Consider the following 17824-nt stretch of genomic DNA (forward strand, 5'->3'; position numbering starts at 1 on the left):
GCATGAAACACATGGGAGAACTATGGTATGGCGGTACAATTTATACAATGCAAAAGGAAAACGAAAAAGTAGAAGCATTATATATAGAAAACGGTGTAATTGTAGCACTTGGAAGTAAAAGTGAACTAGAAGATAAGTACAGTAGCAATATCGAAAAGCGAATGGACATAAAAGATTCTATTCTTTACCCGGGGTTTGTTGATAGCCACATGCACTTAATCGGTCACGGTGAAAAACTACTGCGCTTAGATTTATCTAACTTCACATCGCCTTTTGAAATGAAAGAAGCGCTTGAGAAAAAAGTTAACGAAACAAAAGAAGGCGAATGGGTGTTTGGAGAAGGTTGGAATGAAAATAATTTTCCAGATAGAAAGATCTTTCATGTAAATGAGTTAGACGAAATAGCCCCAAACAATCCAATGATCTTATCAAGAGTTTGCAGGCATGCAGTATTAGTGAACTCGTATGCATTAAAACTAGCTGGAATAACGAAAGAGACAGAAAATTCTGTAGGAGGAGTTATTGTAAAAGATAATGATGGTGAACCTACTGGTTATCTTTTAGATGCAGCTGCAGACTTAGTAAAAAACATTATACCGAGAGCTACGGAAGAGTACTTATACTCGGCTTTAAAAACTTCCATTAAAGATTGCTTATCTCTCGGATTAACTGGAAGTCATAGTGAAGATTTAAGTTATTATGGAAGTTTTACGAAAACATACGATGCGTTTAAAAAAGTAATTGAACAAGATGGATTAAACTATAGAGCTCATTTGCTTGTTCACCACGAAGTTGTAGACGATATGCAAGGTGAAGGACATAGATACAAGGAAAGTACTGCTTTTATAGAATTCGGTGCAATGAAAATCTTTGCTGATGGAGCATTAGGTGGAAGAACAGCGCTTTTAAGTCAACCTTATAACGATGCCCCTGAAACATCTGGTGTAGAAATGCATTCAAAAGAGAATTTGTTTGCCTTAGTTAAAAAGGCAAGAGAGTACAATATGCCAGTTGCGGTTCATACGATTGGAGACTTAGCTTTTGAATATGTATTGGATGCAATTGAATTGTATCCATGTCCAGCTGGTGAAAAGGATCGACTTATTCATGCGCAAATTTTACGAAGAGAATTAATTGATCGTGCAAAGAAGTTACCAATCATTTTAGATATTCAGCCTAGATTTGTTGCTACAGATTTCCCATGGGTAATTGAGCGACTTGGCGAAGAAAGAATGAACTATTGTTATGCATGGAAAACATTAATAGACGAAGGGTTTATTTGTGCTGGTGGCTCAGATGCACCGATTGAACCGGTAGATCCTTTGTTAGGTATCCATGCAGCTGTTACACGTACGGTTCCTGGAGATCTTAATAAAACAGTATACAATGAACAAGAAAGATTATCTGTTTTTGAAGCCATTCAACTATTTACTTTAGGATCAGCTCAAGCCATTGGAGCAGAAAACAAGCAAGGCTTATTAAAAGAAGGGTACTATGCAGACTTTACAATACTTAATAAAGACCTATTTCAAATTCAACATGATGAAATGTTGGACACAGAAGTAGAAATGACTGTTGTAAATGGTGAAATAATGTATCAAAAGTAGTGTGCAGGTTCTAATCTGTTTTTTCCTCTTATATTAATAAAACAACTAGTTTTTATAGGAGGACAAAATTATGAAAATACGACATATTGTTATTTTCGTAGTAATGTTGATTTTTTTATCTGGATGTTTACCTGGAGATGGAACTTCTTCATCTCATTCACCTGCTGGATTTTGGCTTGGTTTCTGGCATGGATTTATCATTGTCATTTCCTTTATTATCTCTCTTTTTTCAGATACTGTTGTTATTTACGAAACGAATAATAATGGCGGTTGGTATAATCTTGGCTTTATTTTTGGCATAGGGATTTCGTTAAATATACCATCGTCTTCTCGGAAGGAGTAGTAAACCGTTTGTAGAATAATCTACAGACGGTTTTTTATTTTTATGCGGTAAAAGACCGCTGTTGATTTCCGTGCAAGGCTTCGCTTTCCGCGGGCGGTAAAAAGGAAGGTTATTTTCACTGTCGTGAAAAAACCTACTCCTCGACGCATTCGCGTCTGTGGGGTCTCCCGTCTCCCGCTTCTCCCGCAGGAGTCTCCGCCTTGCACGGAAATAAACAGCTAGTTGGTATTAAATACTAAACATCATTCTTTAACACCAAGCCTATTATTTATTATTTTTTTCAAAAAGTGTAGGGCTTTTTCTATTTCATCTCGTCTATATAGTAGATTAAAAGAAAGGGGGAGAGCGTAATAGAGGAGAAATTGATTCGCGAAGCAAAGCTTGGAAGCGAGAAAGCATTCCGGCTTTTAGTAGAAAAATATAAAAAATATTTATTCAAGATCGTTTTTTCCGTGCTAAGAAATGAAAAAGATGCAGAAGATGCAACACAAGAAGCGTTTATCAAAATCTATTACGCGCTTCCCAATTATGAAAATCAAGGTTTTAAAACATGGATTACCCGAATCGCCATGAACCATTCGATAGACACGAAAAGAAAACAACAACGTCAAAAAGAACAAGTAACAGAGACGGAACATTTAACTAATTTATACGGCGAGTCAGATAATACAGTACCACCGTTAATAAGGAAGCAAGAAAAAGAATTCCTACAAAAACGAATAGATGACATGCCAGCAAATTATCGAGAAGTAATCTTAGCTTACTACATAACCGAAAAAAGTTATCAAGAAATAGCAGCCGAACAACAAGTAGAAGTGAAAACGGTAGAAACAAAACTTTACCGTGCAAGAAAATGGATGAGAGCTCACTGGAAGGAGGAGGACTTTTATTGAAACACTTAACTCTTGAAGACTTGCAAAATTATGTTGAAGATTACCTATCAGAAGAAAAAAGAGAAGAAGTAGAAGGACACCTTTTTTCATGTGACGACTGTTTAGCGGTTTATATGACATTAGTAAATGAAGAAACTCTCCCAGAGTTAGAAAATAGTAACTTTACCGATGAAGTGATGTCGCAAATACCAATGAGTCAATCAAAACAGAGAAAAAGGACTAATCCGGCATTTTTACATTATGTTATTGCTGCATCCATCACATTCATCTTAATGACATCAGGTGTATTCCAAAGCATGCTTGGTATTTCAAGTGTAATGGAAACCTCCTCAGTTAACACACATGAAGCTACTGTTTCACAAAATATTATGGATAGAGCATTAACTTTACTAGAAAAAGTTGAAAGAACACAAAAGGAGGAGAAGAAATGAATAACAAAAGTAGTGTAAAGGCGTTTTTTCTATCGTTTATTCCTGGCCTCGGTCACTTTTATGTGAATAAAAAATTAATGGGCTTTTTATACTTTTCAGCGGTTATCTTCGTTGGCATATTTGCATTAGCTCTAACGGCTATGTATCCATGGGAAGGTGCACTTTTTATAGCCTTTGGATTGGTAGGGATTTTTGTCATTTGGCTTGTGAATATGTTTAATATGATTTTGTTTTTATTAAAAAATCAACCGATGCAAGCAACCGAATCAGATTCACCAACTTCCCAAGACAAAGACGCTAGGTTTCAAACTATCTTACTTTCATTCGTTCCAGGCTTAGGTCACTTTCACCTCGGCTTAATGAACAGAGGATTAACGTTTTTGATTGGATTCATTGGACTGGGTATCATGATTATTTTTATAACTGCTATTACGAATCAAGGTGTTTTCATCGTGTTTTTAGGAGTTTTACCTGCCATTTGGATCTATAACATGTTTGACACTTTTCAACAGTTAGCGAAAAAAGAAAGAGGAGAACCATTAATAGATAGAACCGTTTTAGAAGATTTTGAAGATACGAGACAACTTGGTAAAAAGAGTAAGACGATTGCAACGATTCTATCCATGTTCCCTGGTGCTGGCCACATGTACTTAGGGTTGCAAAAACGAGGACTGCAACTCATGGCGGCGTTCTTATTTGCAATTTATATACTAGATACATTAAGACTTTCTATTTTCTTATTCTTAATACCACTCATTTGGTTTTATAGCTTCTTTGATGCATTGCAAAAAGCTTCTAAAAGTAGCGATGAAGATCTAGAAGATATACCAATTGTGTCTTATTTTATCTCCCACCAAAAGTGGCTAGGAATCGGGCTTATCATGCTAGGAGCATACTATATGTTTGTCAATATATTCTTGCCTGCCATCGGTCCATTGGTAGAAAATCATTTCGGTCTTAATGTATATAACTTGTACTATAACTACTTCCAAATGATTGTCGTTTGCACACTATTAATTGGTGGCGGCTTGAAGCTACTTGTTGGAAGTAAAGTGAAAAAGGAGAGTGTGTAAGGTGAGGAATTGGAGAGTTGGAACAGTTTCCATGGGGATTTCTTTAATTGTACTAGGTGTCATGCTTGCACTCTCTCAATTTAAAAGTTGGACGGCTGTTGAACCTATTCTAATTTGGTGGCCTGCAATATTAGTAGTGTTAGGGATAGAAATCATTCTTTATCTTTTCTCTAGTAAACAAGAAAATCCGAAAGTGAAATATGATTTTTTAAGCATTGGATTTGTTGGAATTTTAGGAACGGTAGGAATCATTTTAACGGTGTTTATGTCTACAGGTCTTTTAGGAGAAATTCGTACTTTAGTCGCTTCGGAAGAAAGAACATTTGATTTACCGGATTTACAAATTGCCATTGGTTCATCGATAGATTCTGTCATAATTGAAACAGGAAACCAACACTTAAACATCGAAGGAACCAATGGAAAAGAAATACAAGGATTCGGAACATATCGTACTTCTTATAATGATGGGGATAAAGAGCTATTAACGAATTCAGAAGATTTTTGGAAAGAGAAAAAAGTAGGGAATACGTTGTATATATATTTAAAAGAACCGACTAGAAAAATTGGTGTATTAAGTACCTATACGTCTGTTTCTCCTACTATCGTTATTCCAGAAAATATAAAGTTAGAGGTTAGAGGGAACTCTAACAATATAAATCTACACGTAAATTCATTACAAAATGATTGGACTGTAGATCGTGCAGGGTATGTAGATATTTCATTAAATGCTGCATCCGATATTCAGCTCCAGACGGTATCAAGAAACGAACCTAGTGATTCAGGGATTGAATGGGATGAATTAAAAGGTTCAAACGATGGCGATGAATGGTCTGATTGGTACAGTGGAGTACTTAAATTAGGAGAAGGGCTACATTCATTAAATATTACGAATACTGATTTTGTTTTTGTAAAGGTAAAATAGAGAACAAAAAAACGAGGCGACCCAAGCGGTTCCTCGTTTTTATTGCCATTTTACAAGAAAGTTCTCTTCACTTTTTCCCAGAAAGAGTTGTCTTTTAATTTAACTGTTTTTATTTTCTCTTCACTTAAATTAAACTCTAATTTTTCCACATGACGTACACTTAACGCTTCATTGTCAAATGCAATCGTTGGATAATCATTTCCGTCTTGGACTACTCTTAAGACAAGCTTACGATTACCTGATAAAACAAACGGAGAGCCAAGTGTTCTATATGTGTTATTATTCAATGAAGCTAATTCACTCACTTGAAAACAAGGTAACATTGGATCTACCACAGCACCATTAACAGATTTATTATAAGCAGTACTACCAGTTGGTGTAGAAACAATCATCCCATCACCACGGAATGTTTCAAAATGGATGTCATCTACTATAACGTCTATAACAAATGCTTTTACAATTCCTGAGCGGATTACACACTCGTTTAAACATTTGAATGTTGCAGTGTCATCCATTGTTACTTCAATCGTCGGGTACCTTCTAACCTCAATTTGCTCAGTTGTCATTGCTTCAATCATTTTTTCTGTGTCATTAATATGGAAGTCACAATAAAAACTAGTAGCTTCACCAGTTGCAATACCTGCATATAAACAATCAGCACTAAAGCCGGTTTTTTGAACAGCCTGTAAAAATGCACCATCGCCACCAATTGCCACTATAATATTTGCTTCTTTATGGTCATTTACAACGTTAAAGTTATATTGTTCTGCTAACATTTGGAGTTGTTGAACTTTTTCCACTAATTCTTTTTCTCTTTTATAGAAAAAATACATATTTCGACGGTCCATTTTCCTGCCTCCTAATTTGAAATTACACTTCATTACCATTTTGCTTTATTTTTTAGTACAATTCTATAATGTGAATAGTTTACCATTTTCATGAAACTTTTTGTAATGATATGTCGTACATATTAAGTAGATAATCTGCAATGACCAACTAAAGTTGAAATTCACTGTAGGTGCGAGACTCCTGCGGGAAAAGTGTGTCAAGGGAGACCCCGCAGGCGTGTAAGGCCGAGGAGGCTCCCGAGACCACCCGCGGAAAACGAGTACCTACAGTGAATTTCAACGTTTTGTACCCTATGATAACTTTGCAGATAGACTTTTGAGGAGGTAATTTAAAAATGAGCGGGAAACGCTGGCTAGCTTTAGGAATAGCAACATTATTATTTTTTGTTTCCATCATGACGAGTGTGAGTACTAGAAATTCTACAAAAGAAGGTGGGGGCTTTTTCTCTAGTGACCTTTTTCCGATGGAGGAAACTGCATTTGTTGAAAAAGTAATAGAGAAAGGAAATCAAAACAGAAAAGTTATCGTATTAGAATTAGATGGTGTTATTCAAGATGTCGGGGCGGCAAATTTATGGTCGACTGGCTACAACCATCGTCAATTTTTAAAAATGTTAGACCAAGCGAAAGAAGACGATAAGATTAAAGGGATTATCCTACGTGTTAATACGCCTGGTGGTGGAGTGTATGAAAGTGCCGAAATCCATAGAAAGATTGTGGAGATTCAAGAGGAAACGGAAAAACCAGTATACATATCAATGGGGTCTATGGCTGCGTCTGGTGGCTATTACATTTCCGCACCTGCTGATAAAATCTTCGCAACCGAAGAAACAATCACCGGTTCTTTAGGTGTAATCATGCAAGGAATTAACTTTGGTGAACTAGCTGAAAATTACGGTGTGAAATTTGAGACAATTAAGAGCGGCCAATATAAAGATATAATGTCGCAAACGAGAGAGATGACAGAACCCGAACGTGATATATTACAAACGATGGTTGATAACATGTATAACCGTTTTGTTGATGTTATTGCAACTGGAAGAGGCATGAGTGAAGCAGAAGTAAGAAGTATCGCTGATGGACGTATTTATGATGGTGGACAAGCAAAACAAAATAATTTAATTGATGAGATTGGCTACTTAGACGATGTCATTGCAGCTATAAAATCCGATAATAACCTCGGCAATGTTCAAGTTGTTCAATATCAAGAAAACGTAGGTTTAGGCTCCTTATTCCGAATGCAAGCAAATAGTTTCCTTACTCCAAATCCTGAGATGCAGTTGTTAACTAAACTATTTACGCAACCAAACTCTCCAAGATTAATGTATTTGTATGCGGAATAGGAGGAAAGACATATGAGAGAAGAGGGAAAAGTAAAAACGCATTTTGAAGATTATGTACAGGAAGATGGGCAGGCGCTAGATTCAAACAAAAAAATAGATCACTATCATTTTGCAGGGTTTTGGATGAGGTTTTGGGCATATTTGTTGGATCTTATTGTAATAGGAAGTATTGGGCGCATTATCATCCACCCAATTTTCCAAGCAGTTGGATTAACGACTAATGACAGCTTCTTATTTTCTCCGTCGTCTATAGCAACCGCCATCGTTTGGTACGGTTACTTTATTGTTATGACAAAAATTTATAGTCAAACATTGGGAAAAATGGTATTTGGTTTAAAAGTTGTGCCGTTGAAAGATGACATATTAACATGGAGCACGGTTTTGTTTCGAGAAGGAATCGGGCGATTTATCCTAACTTTTCAATGGTTTACAACCATCCTATATGTAGTCGTTGCATTTACTACAAAAAAACAAGGAATTCACGATTTCATAGCGGACACATCAGTAGTTCATGAACCCAAATAATATATCAATAAACGTATTGCAACCAGCAATACGTTTATTTTTTTTTGTCACGGATATAATGGATAAAAGGAAGGGAAGTGTGCATATGTGGTGGATAATTATTGGGCTATTCTTCCTTTTAATTTTTATTATTATTCTATTAACGAAAATCACTGTGCAAATAAACTTTCACCATGAACAAGACAATGACCAATTGACAGTACAGTTAAGAGCTTGGTTCGGATTAATACGATATACAATTGATGTTCCGCTCGTAAAAGTTAACAAAAATACCGGTTCAGTTGTAGTGAAAGAAAAAACAAAAATGAGTGGTTCTTCTAATAATAAAGAAAAAGATAAGGATTATAGTCCGAAAGATATTTTTTACAGTATTCGTGATACTTACGAATTAGTTCGACATGTCGTTGGAATGCATGAAATAGCACGTAGATTTTTATCAAGAGTAGAAATAAAGCAATTTGAGTGGCATAGCAACTTAGGGGTTGGAGATGCTGCGTATACTGGAGTGCTAACAGGATTTGCGTGGTCTGTTAAAGGTGGAATAATAGGTTTTATGAGTCAGTATACGAGATTACAAGCGCAACCTTTCATATCTGTTACTCCATATTTTCAACAAAAGGCGTCCCAAACGCTTTTTAAATGTATGATTCGCTTTCAAATTGGAAATGCTATGTTAGCAGGGATAAGAACCGTTAAATATTGGAAGGGTGGACGGCCAAAATTTAAAACCCAACCTTTAGCAATGTTTTCTAAAGATAGTGAAAATGAATCAATGTAAGGAGGATTAACAGCATGTCAGAGCATCCTATTAAAAGTCTTATGACAACGGCAATGGAAAACTTAAAAGATATGATTGATGTAAACACTATTATTGGTGACCCGGTAGAAACCCCAGATGGTAGTGTTATTCTTACTGTTTCTAAGGTTGGATTTGGTTTTGCAGCTGGGGGAAGTGAATTTCAAGGCTCTCAAGCTTCCGGATCAGAACGACACGAGCACAACCAACATAGTGGTGGAAAGCAAATGCCGTTCGGTGGTGGTAGTGGTGGAGGAGTTTCTATTACTCCGATTGCGTTTTTAGTAGTAAACTCTCATGGTGTGAAAATGTTACATTTGGATGAAAACACGCACATTATAGAAAAGTTACTAGACCTAGCACCGCAAGCAGTTGAAAAAGTACAACAAATGATGAACAACAAAAAGCATGATACGTCACAAAGCGCATTTAACAATCAACCATTTAACCAAAATTATAATAAACCAAAGCAAGATTTAGATATTTAAACAAATCTAAGAAGCTAACTGATATTTGGTTAGCTTCTTTATTTATATATGCTACCCTGAAAATAAATAGAAACGGTACTAATTGTTGATGATAGCACGAGGCACCCGCTTTCCGCGGGTGGTAAAAAGGATGGTTATTTTCACTATCGTGAAAAAACCTACTCCTCAGCGCTTTTGCGCCTGCGGGGTCTCCCTTGACACACTTCTCCCGCAGGAGTCTCGCACCTCGTGCTATCATCAACTTGTTTGGAATATAAATTCAGAATGCATCACAACTTTTCATGTCCCCTGGTGCGAATTTCATTAGCATGGGGGTCTACCCTGAAAATAAATATATAAGCTACTAACTGTTGATGATAGCACGAGGTGCTCGCTTTCCGCGGGTGGACTTGCGTGCCTCGGCATATATGTAATATGTAATAACTATTAGATTTACATTCTTAATGGTTAATTATTTTCATTAATCAAATCACATTCATTGCAAAACGGATTAGAGAAAGCTATTATAAACAATGTACATACCTTATTTAATTAGGAGGAACTTTTCATGGCAAATGTAACATTCAAAGGGAAAGAAGTTACTTTACTCGGTACAGAAGTAAAAGTGGGAGACCAAGCACCTAACTTTTCAGTTTTAGCAAATGACTTATCGGAAGTTACTTTAGATAGCTCTAAAGGTTACAAACGTATCATTAGCGTAGTACCTTCAATTGACACTGGTGTTTGTGATGCACAAACTCGTCGTTTCAACGAAGAAGCTTCTAAATTAGATAACGTAAAAATCTTAACAGTAAGCGTAGACTTACCATTCGCTCAAAAGCGTTGGTGTGCGGCTAACGGTATCGAAAATGTAGAAACATTATCTGATCACCGTGAAGTATCTTTAGGAGAAGCTTATGGCGTATTAATTAAAGAATTACGTTTACTAGCTCGTTCTGTATTTGTTGTAGATTCTAACGACAAAGTTACGTATGTTGAGTACGTAAGTGAAGTTACAGACCACCCTAACTACGAAGCTGCAATTGAAGCTGTCAAAGCTGCTAACTAATACTTAATCTTTTAAAGCAACTAGATAAACGCAAAAGAGGGTGACTCCTAACGAAGGGTCATCCTCTCTTTGTTCCTTTCCCCATGAAAAGCTTCCACTTACATTATTTAAATAAAAGGCTGTGTTAAAGCTTAGTGTTGATTATTAACTTTCTAGCTGTTGATTTCCGCGCATATCGGAGACTCCTGCGGGAGAAGCGGGGAGCGGGAGACCCCGCAGTCGCGAATGCGATGAGGAGGCTCCCGGTCCGCCCGCGGAAAGCGAAGATATGCGCGGAAATCAACAGCGGTCTTTAACAGAGCAATAAATAAAAAGGAGAAACAAAATATGACTTTAACCCATATAGAAAAAATCTTTACAACGTTCGATACTACGGCCAACATCCTACAAGAAGAATTGTCTTGCACCTATTTAGAAGCACTTGCAGAAACATCCGATAATATTTTTCATGGTTCTGTTTTACAAGATGAGCTATCTGAGCTTACGAAAAAAAGACTAGAAAAAGAATACGAGCAAATAAAGATTAAATCGTATGCAAAAGAAGAAATAAGAAAAGGACTACAACTAACGATTCTTAAAGGAATGAAAGAGGCTGCGCAAGTTAATCATCAAATGACACCTGATGCAATAGCTATTTTTGTTGGTTATTTAGTTGGGAAATTTACTAGTAAAAGTCCGTCATTAACATTACTTGATCCTGCAATTGGTACTGGAAACTTATTAACAGCCATCCTCAATCACCTTTCAGGAAAACAGACGCAAAGCTTTGGAGTAGATGTGGATGATTTGTTAATTAGTTTAGCGGCACAAAACGCAAACTTACAAGAACATGCATTAGAATTGTACACACAAGATAGCTTACAAAACTTATTTATTGAACCAGTAGATGTAGTTGTTTCAGACTTACCTGTTGGATTTTATCCAGATGATGAGAATGCTTCGAATTACACGCTTAAAGCTAGTAACGGGCATTCTTTTGCGCATTATTTATTTATTGAACAGAGTCTTCGTTACACAAAGACAGGAGGATATTTATTCTTCTTAGTTCCAAACAGCCTTTTTGAAGGAGAAGAAGCATCTAACCTACACAAATTCTTAAAAGAACAAGTATATATTCAAGGTTTTTTACAATTACCAATGACTGTTTTCAAAAATGAAAATCATGCGAAAAGCATCTTAATCTTACAAAAGAAAGGTGTAGGAGTAGAGCAACCAAAACAAGCTTTACTTGCAAAACTACCTAGCTTTTCTAATAAAGTTGAATTGACTAAAACAATGGATGAAATAAGTAATTGGATTGAGACAGAAAAGAACAAATAATCCGAAAAAAAGAAATTTAACGAGTAAGCGTTAACAATAAAGGATTCCTCTTGCAAATGCAAATGTGCGGTGTTTAAATGAAAAAGGTATATATATTGAGGGCTATTTGTGCAACATAAGGTAGATGACATAAAACGCCTCATTTCCTTGTTTATTGGACATATCAAAAGGAGTTGTTTTTTTAGATGGCAAAAATTATTGCAATTAACGCGGGGAGTTCCTCACTTAAGTTTCAACTATTTCACATGCCAAGTGAAGAAGTAATCACAAAAGGATTAGTAGAACGTATCGGCTTAGAAGATGCGGTTTTTAATATTAGTGTGAACGGTGAAAAAGTAAAAGAAATAACAGATATTCCTGATCATGGAGTAGCAGTAAAGATTCTTTTAAATAAATTAACAGATTTAAACATTATCGAAAGCTTTGATGAAATTACTGGGATTGGACACCGAGTGGTACACGGCGGGGAAAAGTTCAACGATTCTGTATTAATTACAGATGAGCTGCTAACAGAATTAGAAGGTTTAGCAGAACTTGCACCACTTCATAACCCAGCTAACATTGTTGGAATTAAAGCGTTTAAAGAAATTTTACCAAATGTTCCAGCGGTAGCAGTTTTTGATACGGCTTTTCACCAAACGATGCCTGAAAAATCTTTCTTATATAGCTTACCTTACGAGTATTATGAAAACTTCGGTATTCGAAAGTACGGATTCCATGGTACTAGTCATAAATACGTTTCAGAACGAGCAGCAGAATTACTAGGTAGACCTATTGAACAATTACGTTTAATCTCTTGTCATTTAGGTAACGGAGCTAGTATTGCTGCGATCGAAGGCGGAAAATCTATCGATACATCTATGGGATTCACGCCGCTAGCTGGAGTTGCGATGGGTACGCGTTCTGGTAACATTGACCCTGCCTTAATTCCATTTATTATGGAGAAAACAGGTAAGAATGCTGATGAAGTATTAGATGTTCTAAATAAAAAGAGTGGTATCCTTGGAATTTCAGGTTTCTCTAGTGACTTACGTGACATTGAAACAGCTGCTGACGAAGGAAACGAACGTGCAGAATTAGCATTAGAAGTTTTTGCTAGCAGAATCCATAAATATATTGGTTCGTACGCAGCAAGAATGCACGGTGTTGATGCGATTATTTTCACAGCGGGTATTGGCGAAAATAGTGATGTCATTCGAGCTCGAGTATTACGCGGATTAGAATTTATGGGCGTTTATTGGGATCCATCCTTAAACCAAGTACGTGGAGAAGAGGCGTTCATCAACTACCCTCATTCACCAGTTAAAGTAATCGTTATTCCAACTAACGAAGAAGTAATGATTGCCCGTGACGTAATGCGTTTAACATAATAACATTTTGGGAAGAAGTCTGCTATAGCAGGCTTCTTTTTATATATGAAAATTTATTTCATGCTTAGTGTTGATAATTTATTACTAATACCTGTTGATTTCCGTGCAAGGCTGAGACTCCTGCGCCGAGGAGGCTCCCGGCCCGCCCGCGGAAAGCGAAGCCTTGCACGGAAATCAACAGGAGCCTTCAACATATCTAACTGTTAAAGTGGTGGAACACCTGCATCTGAAATCAACCATTAGAACCCCAACTATTTGTTAAGTACCAACTACATTATGTTATAATAAGTAAAACAAAGGCGGTAAAGTGAGGGATAAAGATGAACGAAAAAGATTCTTTACTACTTGAAGAGTTACAACAATGGGAAGATTCAATACGTAACTACGAACCAACACAATTCGAAGAAACAATCGACACATGGATAGAAGTCTCATTTCAATACATACCAGAAGACCTACGCGATATATTTTACAACCAGTTAGATACGTGGCTATTTCATTTACATGGATTAATTCAACAATCTGCTTTTCAAAAAGATGCAGAAAAACGTATTGTGGAAACAGCAAAAGTTTTTGACAAAACGATATCATCCATTGAAGATATTAGGCACTTAACTTTAGAACAAAAAGCATTTATTGCAAAGCAACAAATGGCTAAACATCGACTTTATGCATTAATTCAAGGTGGAATGACCGGAACTGGAAAACTATCTACTATTAGTGTTGATATTCCTGCCTTCGCGGCATTAAATATCCGCACAACACAATTAATTGCTATGTCACACGGATATAAACCAGACACACCTTATGAAATGGTGAAACTTTTACAAATATTTTATGCTGCTACATTACCGAAAAAATATCAATTTGAAAGATGGGAACAGCTGAAAAGGGAAGCCGGTGAAGAACACGATCCGTATTTTTATCCATTAACAGAAAGAGAGCATCCTTCTGTATGGTTAACACAACCTTTAACACACTTGATAAAACTTATCTTTATTCTAACGGTAAACTCGAACAAAAAAGGCAAAACGCCTATCTTTGGAATTTTGACTGGTGCAGCAACAAACTATCATTGGACAAAAAAAGTATCAACTTTTACCAATAACTATTTTTACATGAAACATTCTATGAAGTCTGAAAAAGACAATTGGTGAGAAATAAAACACATGGTCAACTGGCCATGTGTTTTTCACATCAAAAAAGACCACTAATGAAAGTGGTCTTACAATTTAAGCGTGTATTTTTGAAGATACTTCTTGGTTTAGTCTATACCATAACCACAAATCATTAATGATACTTGCGAGTTCTGCGATTTCACTATTTAGCTTACATGATTTTTCGAAGTCTGATTCGTTGTTCAATTGTTCTTGTTTTGTGTTAATGGAATGCTCTAAGTCTTTAATTCGATCAGGAATACTCCCACGGATTAATTCCCATTCCATTATAATTTTCAGTTGTTGTTCTTTACTATATTGTGACCATTCGAGTTCAAGTTTTGGTAAACGAATACCTAGTCTTTTGTCGTGAACAAAATATGCCATGAAATACTTCCTTCCCTTTCTCCTCTTACCTTTATTGTATAATAAGCGGTTACATATGAAAAGGATAGTTACTTTTAATTGTCTTCGTTTCTTACTACTAGTACATCACATTTTGCGTTTCGAACAATATGTTCTGATACGCTACCGATGAATAATCTTTCTACTGCATTTAGCCCAGTCGCGCCACAAATAATTAAATCCACTTTTCTCTCTTTTGCTACGTCTTTAGCAATTCGTACTTTAGGTGAGCCATACTCAATAACCGTCTCTACAGTCTCAATAGAAGTCTTTGCCATCTCTTGATAGTTTGCTAACATATCTGCTGCAAACTTCTCTGCATTTTCTGTCATACGGATATCGTATGCTTCCATCGTTGCATAGGCTCTTGTATCAATAATGTGTGCAATAACAAGTTCTGACTGATTACGATTGCAAATTTCCACAGCCTTTTTGAAAGCTAAATCTGCCTCTTTTGAACCGTCAACCGCAACTAATATTCGTTTGTAAGTGTACATCATGATGAACACCCCTTACTTTTTAAGTGGAAGGATTCTCCCTACTTTTATTTTATAGTATTTTTTACCACATTTAAATGTAGTTGAAACAACAAACTATAACAATGTAGTGACAATTTTATGTAGTAAGGAGCGGATTGGATGGCGGATAAGCAAAACCAGAAACAACAATTCTTTTATGATGACGCGGCAGCAAACGAAGTACACAACATGATTACGGATGCATACACAAGTGGGTATGTAAATCAACAATACGGACAAAATGCAGCACAACAACAAAGCCAACAAAGCCAACAACAAGCACAAGAGGAACGTTACGAATAAGGGTAGACAAAAAAGGACTGATGTAACATTCAGTCCTTTCTTCTATAAATAAACAACATTAAATAGATGAGTCCAGTAATAAGGAACGCTATAAATCCAGGTGAATAATCTTCAGGTAATAAAAAGTAAACTGGCATTCCAAGTGTAATAGAATAAAAAGCTTGTTTATTGTAGAGTGGAATGATTTCATCCGCATTTAAAGTTAATCTTTTCTTAAAAATGAAATCTACTACAATGACGGCGGACAAAGGTATAACCAATCCACCTAACAAGGAAATGAACTGTTTTGCTTCATTAACAAGTGTTGGAGTTAGAGATAGTGTAATGCCAAGTAATCCAAATAAAATTGCTGCTTTCACTCTTCCTAGTCCCGGTAAGGAATTAAGGAGTGAAAATCCGCCAGTATATGCATTACTTAAATTTATGGATATCATCGATAAAATTGCTGCAATTATGATAATGAAAACAATTATATAAGAATCTGTCATATTCGTTGTAACGATAAAAGGATTCCATTCATTCGTTAAGCTAGCCGTATATGCTCCGAAAAATGCGGTTAACATAAATCCGATTACATTTCCGGAGAAGAGTCCTATAAAACCTTCTTTAGGTGTAATAGCATACCTTGTCATATCAGCTGAAGAACTAACACCTGATACATATTGAACAAAGGCTAAACTCGCAAAGAAAAGCATGGTGCTTATGTTGTTAGACGCTGCAGCTGTTGATTCTACTCCAGTTAATAGATTACTTTCTCTTAACAATAAGAAAATCATCATTCCCTGGCCAATGAGTAAAATTGGCATAAAGTATTTCGTCGCTTTTTTTACGGCTTCAAATCCGATTAATGCTAAGACAGTCATAATGATTGCTAGCGATGAAGCGACGAGAAAAAAAGGCAGTGAAATAGCGAATACACTTTTTAATAAATGTTGAATAACGAGAGCTCCGCCGACCGTTTGCACTGAAAACCAATATAAAGATGTAATGGTTCTTATAGGAGAGGAAATAAATCTTGCTCCTTTAACACCAATCATAGATCGAATTGCAAATTGTGATGGTATACCATTTTTTGCACCTGGGATTGATAATAACGAAACAAATACAAAAGCAAGGGTAGCACCGATAATAGTACTTAAAAATGCTTCTGTAAATGATAGCCCACCTTCTAGTACAGCTAAAGCTGGGACTAAGAAGTTGCCTGCATTGACGGAAAAAGCAATTTGTATAATTGTATATTCATACCAACGAGTTTTTCTTAATTCTTGTGGAACGGACTCTAAGCCGAATCGTTCTATTCTAGATGGTTTTGAAGAAATATGTTTCACTGCTTGTTCCATTGTATTTCCTTCTTCCTATTGAAAAAATTATAGCCATAATAAGTTTACTTTGGAATGTAGAATATATCCATTCTAAATTCTTTTTGCACCTTAATAGTTGTATTTTTTCTTTATCTGCGTTACCTTCATAATATATTTTGAGTTTTTTCAAACAGTATTAGAACAAGTAAACGGACTCAACTTAATATATAGTTCGCAAGGGGGAAACCTAGTTGCGTCACGCAATTATTACAGCAGGTACAAAAGGTCTTGGTAAAAAGGTAACAGACCAATTCATCAATAAAAACTGTACGCTTACGATCCATTATCGAAGTGATACAGAAGCACTTATAAAATTAAAGGAAGAACTCCAACATGTAGACCAAACTCGCCTTCATTTTTTTCAAGGAGATGTTACGAAAAAAGAAGATATGTACAGGTTAGTTGATGAAGCGTATGAGAAATTTGGACGAATAGATTATCTAATTTGTAACGCTGGCCCATATGTTTTTGAAAGAAAAAAGTTGGTAGATTACAGTGAAGATGAATGGTACAACATGATGGAAGGGAATTTAAGCTCCGTTTTTCATCTAGTAAAAAAAGTAGTGCCAATCATGCGTAATCAAAAATTTGGCAGAATTATTACATATGGCTTTCAAGGTGCAGAATCAACACCAGGATGGATATATCGCTCCGCGTTTTCCGCAGCAAAAGTCGGATTGGTCTCTTTAACGAAAACAATCGCTATTGAAGAAGCAGAAAATGGAATTACAGCTAACATGGTTTGCCCAGGAAATATTCTCGGAGAAATGAAAGAGTCAACGATTGAAAAATCTAGATTGCTGGAAGATAAAACAACACCAGTTGGCAGGTCAGGCACTGGAGAAGACATTGCAAGAGTGGTTGATTTTTTATGTAATGACAATTCCGATATGATTACAGGATCCGTCATCGAAGTTACAGGTGGATTAGACGTTATAAACCGATATCGATAAAAAGCAGGAAGGACTAATAAAAGTCAATCCTGCTTTTTTGTATATTCTCTTTATCTTTTTAATGAATGTATCAAGGTAAATCTCAATGGAAACACTTTATGAGGATTTTATAAAATATTA

20 protein-coding genes are annotated in these 17824 nt (G+C 36.0%); 16 read left to right on the forward strand and 4 right to left on the reverse strand.

Features of this window, described 5'->3' with window-relative positions:
* The first annotated feature begins 11 nt into the window (after nucleotides 1-11).
* The 6 genes from CDZ92_RS00755 to CDZ92_RS00780 all read left to right on the forward strand — a co-directional run bounded on the left by CDZ92_RS00755 (nucleotide 12) and on the right by CDZ92_RS00780 (nucleotide 5269).
* On the forward strand, nucleotides 12-1607 hold the full coding sequence (locus CDZ92_RS00755; protein ID WP_096152955.1) for an amidohydrolase: 1596 nt from the start codon (nucleotides 12-14) through the stop codon (nucleotides 1605-1607).
* Between the two features lie 70 nt (nucleotides 1608-1677).
* On the forward strand, nucleotides 1678-1950 hold the full coding sequence (locus CDZ92_RS00760) for a hypothetical protein (protein WP_096152957.1): 273 nt from the start codon (nucleotides 1678-1680) through the stop codon (nucleotides 1948-1950).
* Nucleotides 1951-2312: 362 nt separating this feature from the next.
* Nucleotides 2313-2843, forward strand: coding sequence for a sigma-70 family RNA polymerase sigma factor (locus CDZ92_RS00765; RefSeq protein WP_227521439.1), 531 nt, complete (start codon nucleotides 2313-2315; stop codon nucleotides 2841-2843).
* A complete protein-coding gene (locus CDZ92_RS00770; RefSeq protein WP_096152960.1) occupies nucleotides 2840-3274 on the forward strand; it encodes an anti-sigma factor family protein in 435 nt (144 codons plus the stop codon). The genes CDZ92_RS00765 and CDZ92_RS00770 overlap by 4 nt, the downstream gene beginning before the upstream one ends.
* Nucleotides 3271-4347, forward strand: coding sequence for a hypothetical protein (locus tag CDZ92_RS00775; RefSeq protein WP_096152961.1), 1077 nt, complete (start codon nucleotides 3271-3273; stop codon nucleotides 4345-4347). The genes CDZ92_RS00770 and CDZ92_RS00775 overlap by 4 nt, the downstream gene beginning before the upstream one ends.
* Nucleotide 4348: 1 nt before the next feature.
* Nucleotides 4349-5269, forward strand: a complete 921-nt coding sequence (locus CDZ92_RS00780) for a hypothetical protein (RefSeq protein WP_096152963.1) — start codon at nucleotides 4349-4351, stop codon at nucleotides 5267-5269.
* A gap of 50 nt (nucleotides 5270-5319) precedes the next feature.
* Here the strand turns inward: CDZ92_RS00780 and CDZ92_RS00785 are convergent, their stop codons facing one another.
* Nucleotides 5320-6117 carry an NAD kinase gene (locus CDZ92_RS00785; RefSeq protein WP_227521440.1) on the reverse strand — a complete coding sequence of 266 codons (798 nt, stop codon included), beginning with the start codon at nucleotides 6115-6117 and terminating at the stop codon, nucleotides 5320-5322.
* Nucleotides 6118-6452: 335 nt separating this feature from the next.
* Here CDZ92_RS00785 and sppA point away from each other — a divergent pair, with 335 nt between their 5' ends.
* The 8 genes from sppA (at nucleotide 6453) to CDZ92_RS00825 (ending at nucleotide 14164) form a co-directional block, all read left to right on the forward strand.
* Nucleotides 6453-7460, forward strand: a complete 1008-nt coding sequence (gene sppA, locus CDZ92_RS00790; RefSeq protein WP_096152964.1) for a signal peptide peptidase SppA — start codon at nucleotides 6453-6455, stop codon at nucleotides 7458-7460.
* A 12-nt stretch (nucleotides 7461-7472) separates the two neighbouring features.
* On the forward strand, nucleotides 7473-7985 hold the full coding sequence (locus tag CDZ92_RS00795; RefSeq protein ID WP_096152966.1) for an RDD family protein: 513 nt from the start codon (nucleotides 7473-7475) through the stop codon (nucleotides 7983-7985).
* Nucleotides 7986-8070: 85 nt separating this feature from the next.
* Nucleotides 8071-8763 carry a DUF2953 domain-containing protein gene (locus tag CDZ92_RS00800; RefSeq protein ID WP_096156867.1) on the forward strand — a complete coding sequence of 231 codons (693 nt, stop codon included), beginning with the start codon at nucleotides 8071-8073 and terminating at the stop codon, nucleotides 8761-8763.
* Nucleotides 8764-8777: 14 nt separating this feature from the next.
* Nucleotides 8778-9269, forward strand: a complete 492-nt coding sequence (gene ytfJ / locus CDZ92_RS00805; RefSeq protein WP_096152967.1) for a GerW family sporulation protein — start codon at nucleotides 8778-8780, stop codon at nucleotides 9267-9269.
* 547 nt (nucleotides 9270-9816) lie between these two features.
* The gene (gene tpx, locus CDZ92_RS00810; RefSeq protein WP_096152968.1) at nucleotides 9817-10317 is read left to right on the forward strand and encodes a thiol peroxidase; all 501 of its coding nucleotides are present in this window, start codon (nucleotides 9817-9819) and stop codon (nucleotides 10315-10317) included.
* 327 nt (nucleotides 10318-10644) lie between these two features.
* Nucleotides 10645-11637 carry a class I SAM-dependent methyltransferase gene (locus tag CDZ92_RS00815; protein ID WP_096152969.1) on the forward strand — a complete coding sequence of 331 codons (993 nt, stop codon included), beginning with the start codon at nucleotides 10645-10647 and terminating at the stop codon, nucleotides 11635-11637.
* 185 nt (nucleotides 11638-11822) lie between these two features.
* Complete coding sequence (locus tag CDZ92_RS00820; RefSeq protein WP_096152971.1) at nucleotides 11823-13007, forward strand: acetate kinase; 1185 nt, start codon at nucleotides 11823-11825, stop codon at nucleotides 13005-13007.
* Between the two features lie 320 nt (nucleotides 13008-13327).
* Nucleotides 13328-14164, forward strand: coding sequence for an EcsC family protein (locus CDZ92_RS00825; RefSeq protein WP_096152972.1), 837 nt, complete (start codon nucleotides 13328-13330; stop codon nucleotides 14162-14164).
* Between the two features lie 75 nt (nucleotides 14165-14239).
* Here CDZ92_RS00825 and CDZ92_RS00830 read toward each other — a convergent pair whose 3' ends face one another.
* Entirely contained in the window at nucleotides 14240-14551 is a 312-nt protein-coding gene (locus tag CDZ92_RS00830; protein WP_096152974.1) for a hypothetical protein, read from the reverse strand.
* 74 nt (nucleotides 14552-14625) lie between these two features.
* A complete protein-coding gene (locus CDZ92_RS00835) occupies nucleotides 14626-15069 on the reverse strand; it encodes a universal stress protein (RefSeq protein WP_227521441.1) in 444 nt (147 codons plus the stop codon).
* A gap of 138 nt (nucleotides 15070-15207) precedes the next feature.
* On the opposite strand from CDZ92_RS00835, the gene CDZ92_RS00840 reads away from it, so the two are divergent.
* Entirely contained in the window at nucleotides 15208-15390 is a 183-nt protein-coding gene (locus CDZ92_RS00840) for a hypothetical protein (protein WP_096152975.1), read from the forward strand.
* Between the two features lie 29 nt (nucleotides 15391-15419).
* Here the strand turns inward: CDZ92_RS00840 and CDZ92_RS00845 are convergent, their stop codons facing one another.
* Entirely contained in the window at nucleotides 15420-16730 is a 1311-nt protein-coding gene (locus CDZ92_RS00845; RefSeq protein ID WP_096152977.1) for a purine-cytosine permease family protein, read from the reverse strand.
* A 212-nt stretch (nucleotides 16731-16942) separates the two neighbouring features.
* Between CDZ92_RS00845 and CDZ92_RS00850 the strand changes: the two genes are divergently transcribed.
* Nucleotides 16943-17704: an SDR family oxidoreductase gene (locus CDZ92_RS00850; RefSeq protein ID WP_096152979.1), complete on the forward strand. Its 762-nt coding sequence runs from the start codon at nucleotides 16943-16945 to the stop codon at nucleotides 17702-17704.
* The last annotated feature ends 120 nt before the right edge of the window (nucleotides 17705-17824 follow it).

Source organism: Bacillus sp. FJAT-45066, assembly GCF_002335755.1.
Classification (GTDB): domain Bacteria; phylum Bacillota; class Bacilli; order Bacillales; family Bacillaceae_I; genus Bacillus_CD; species Bacillus_CD alkalisoli.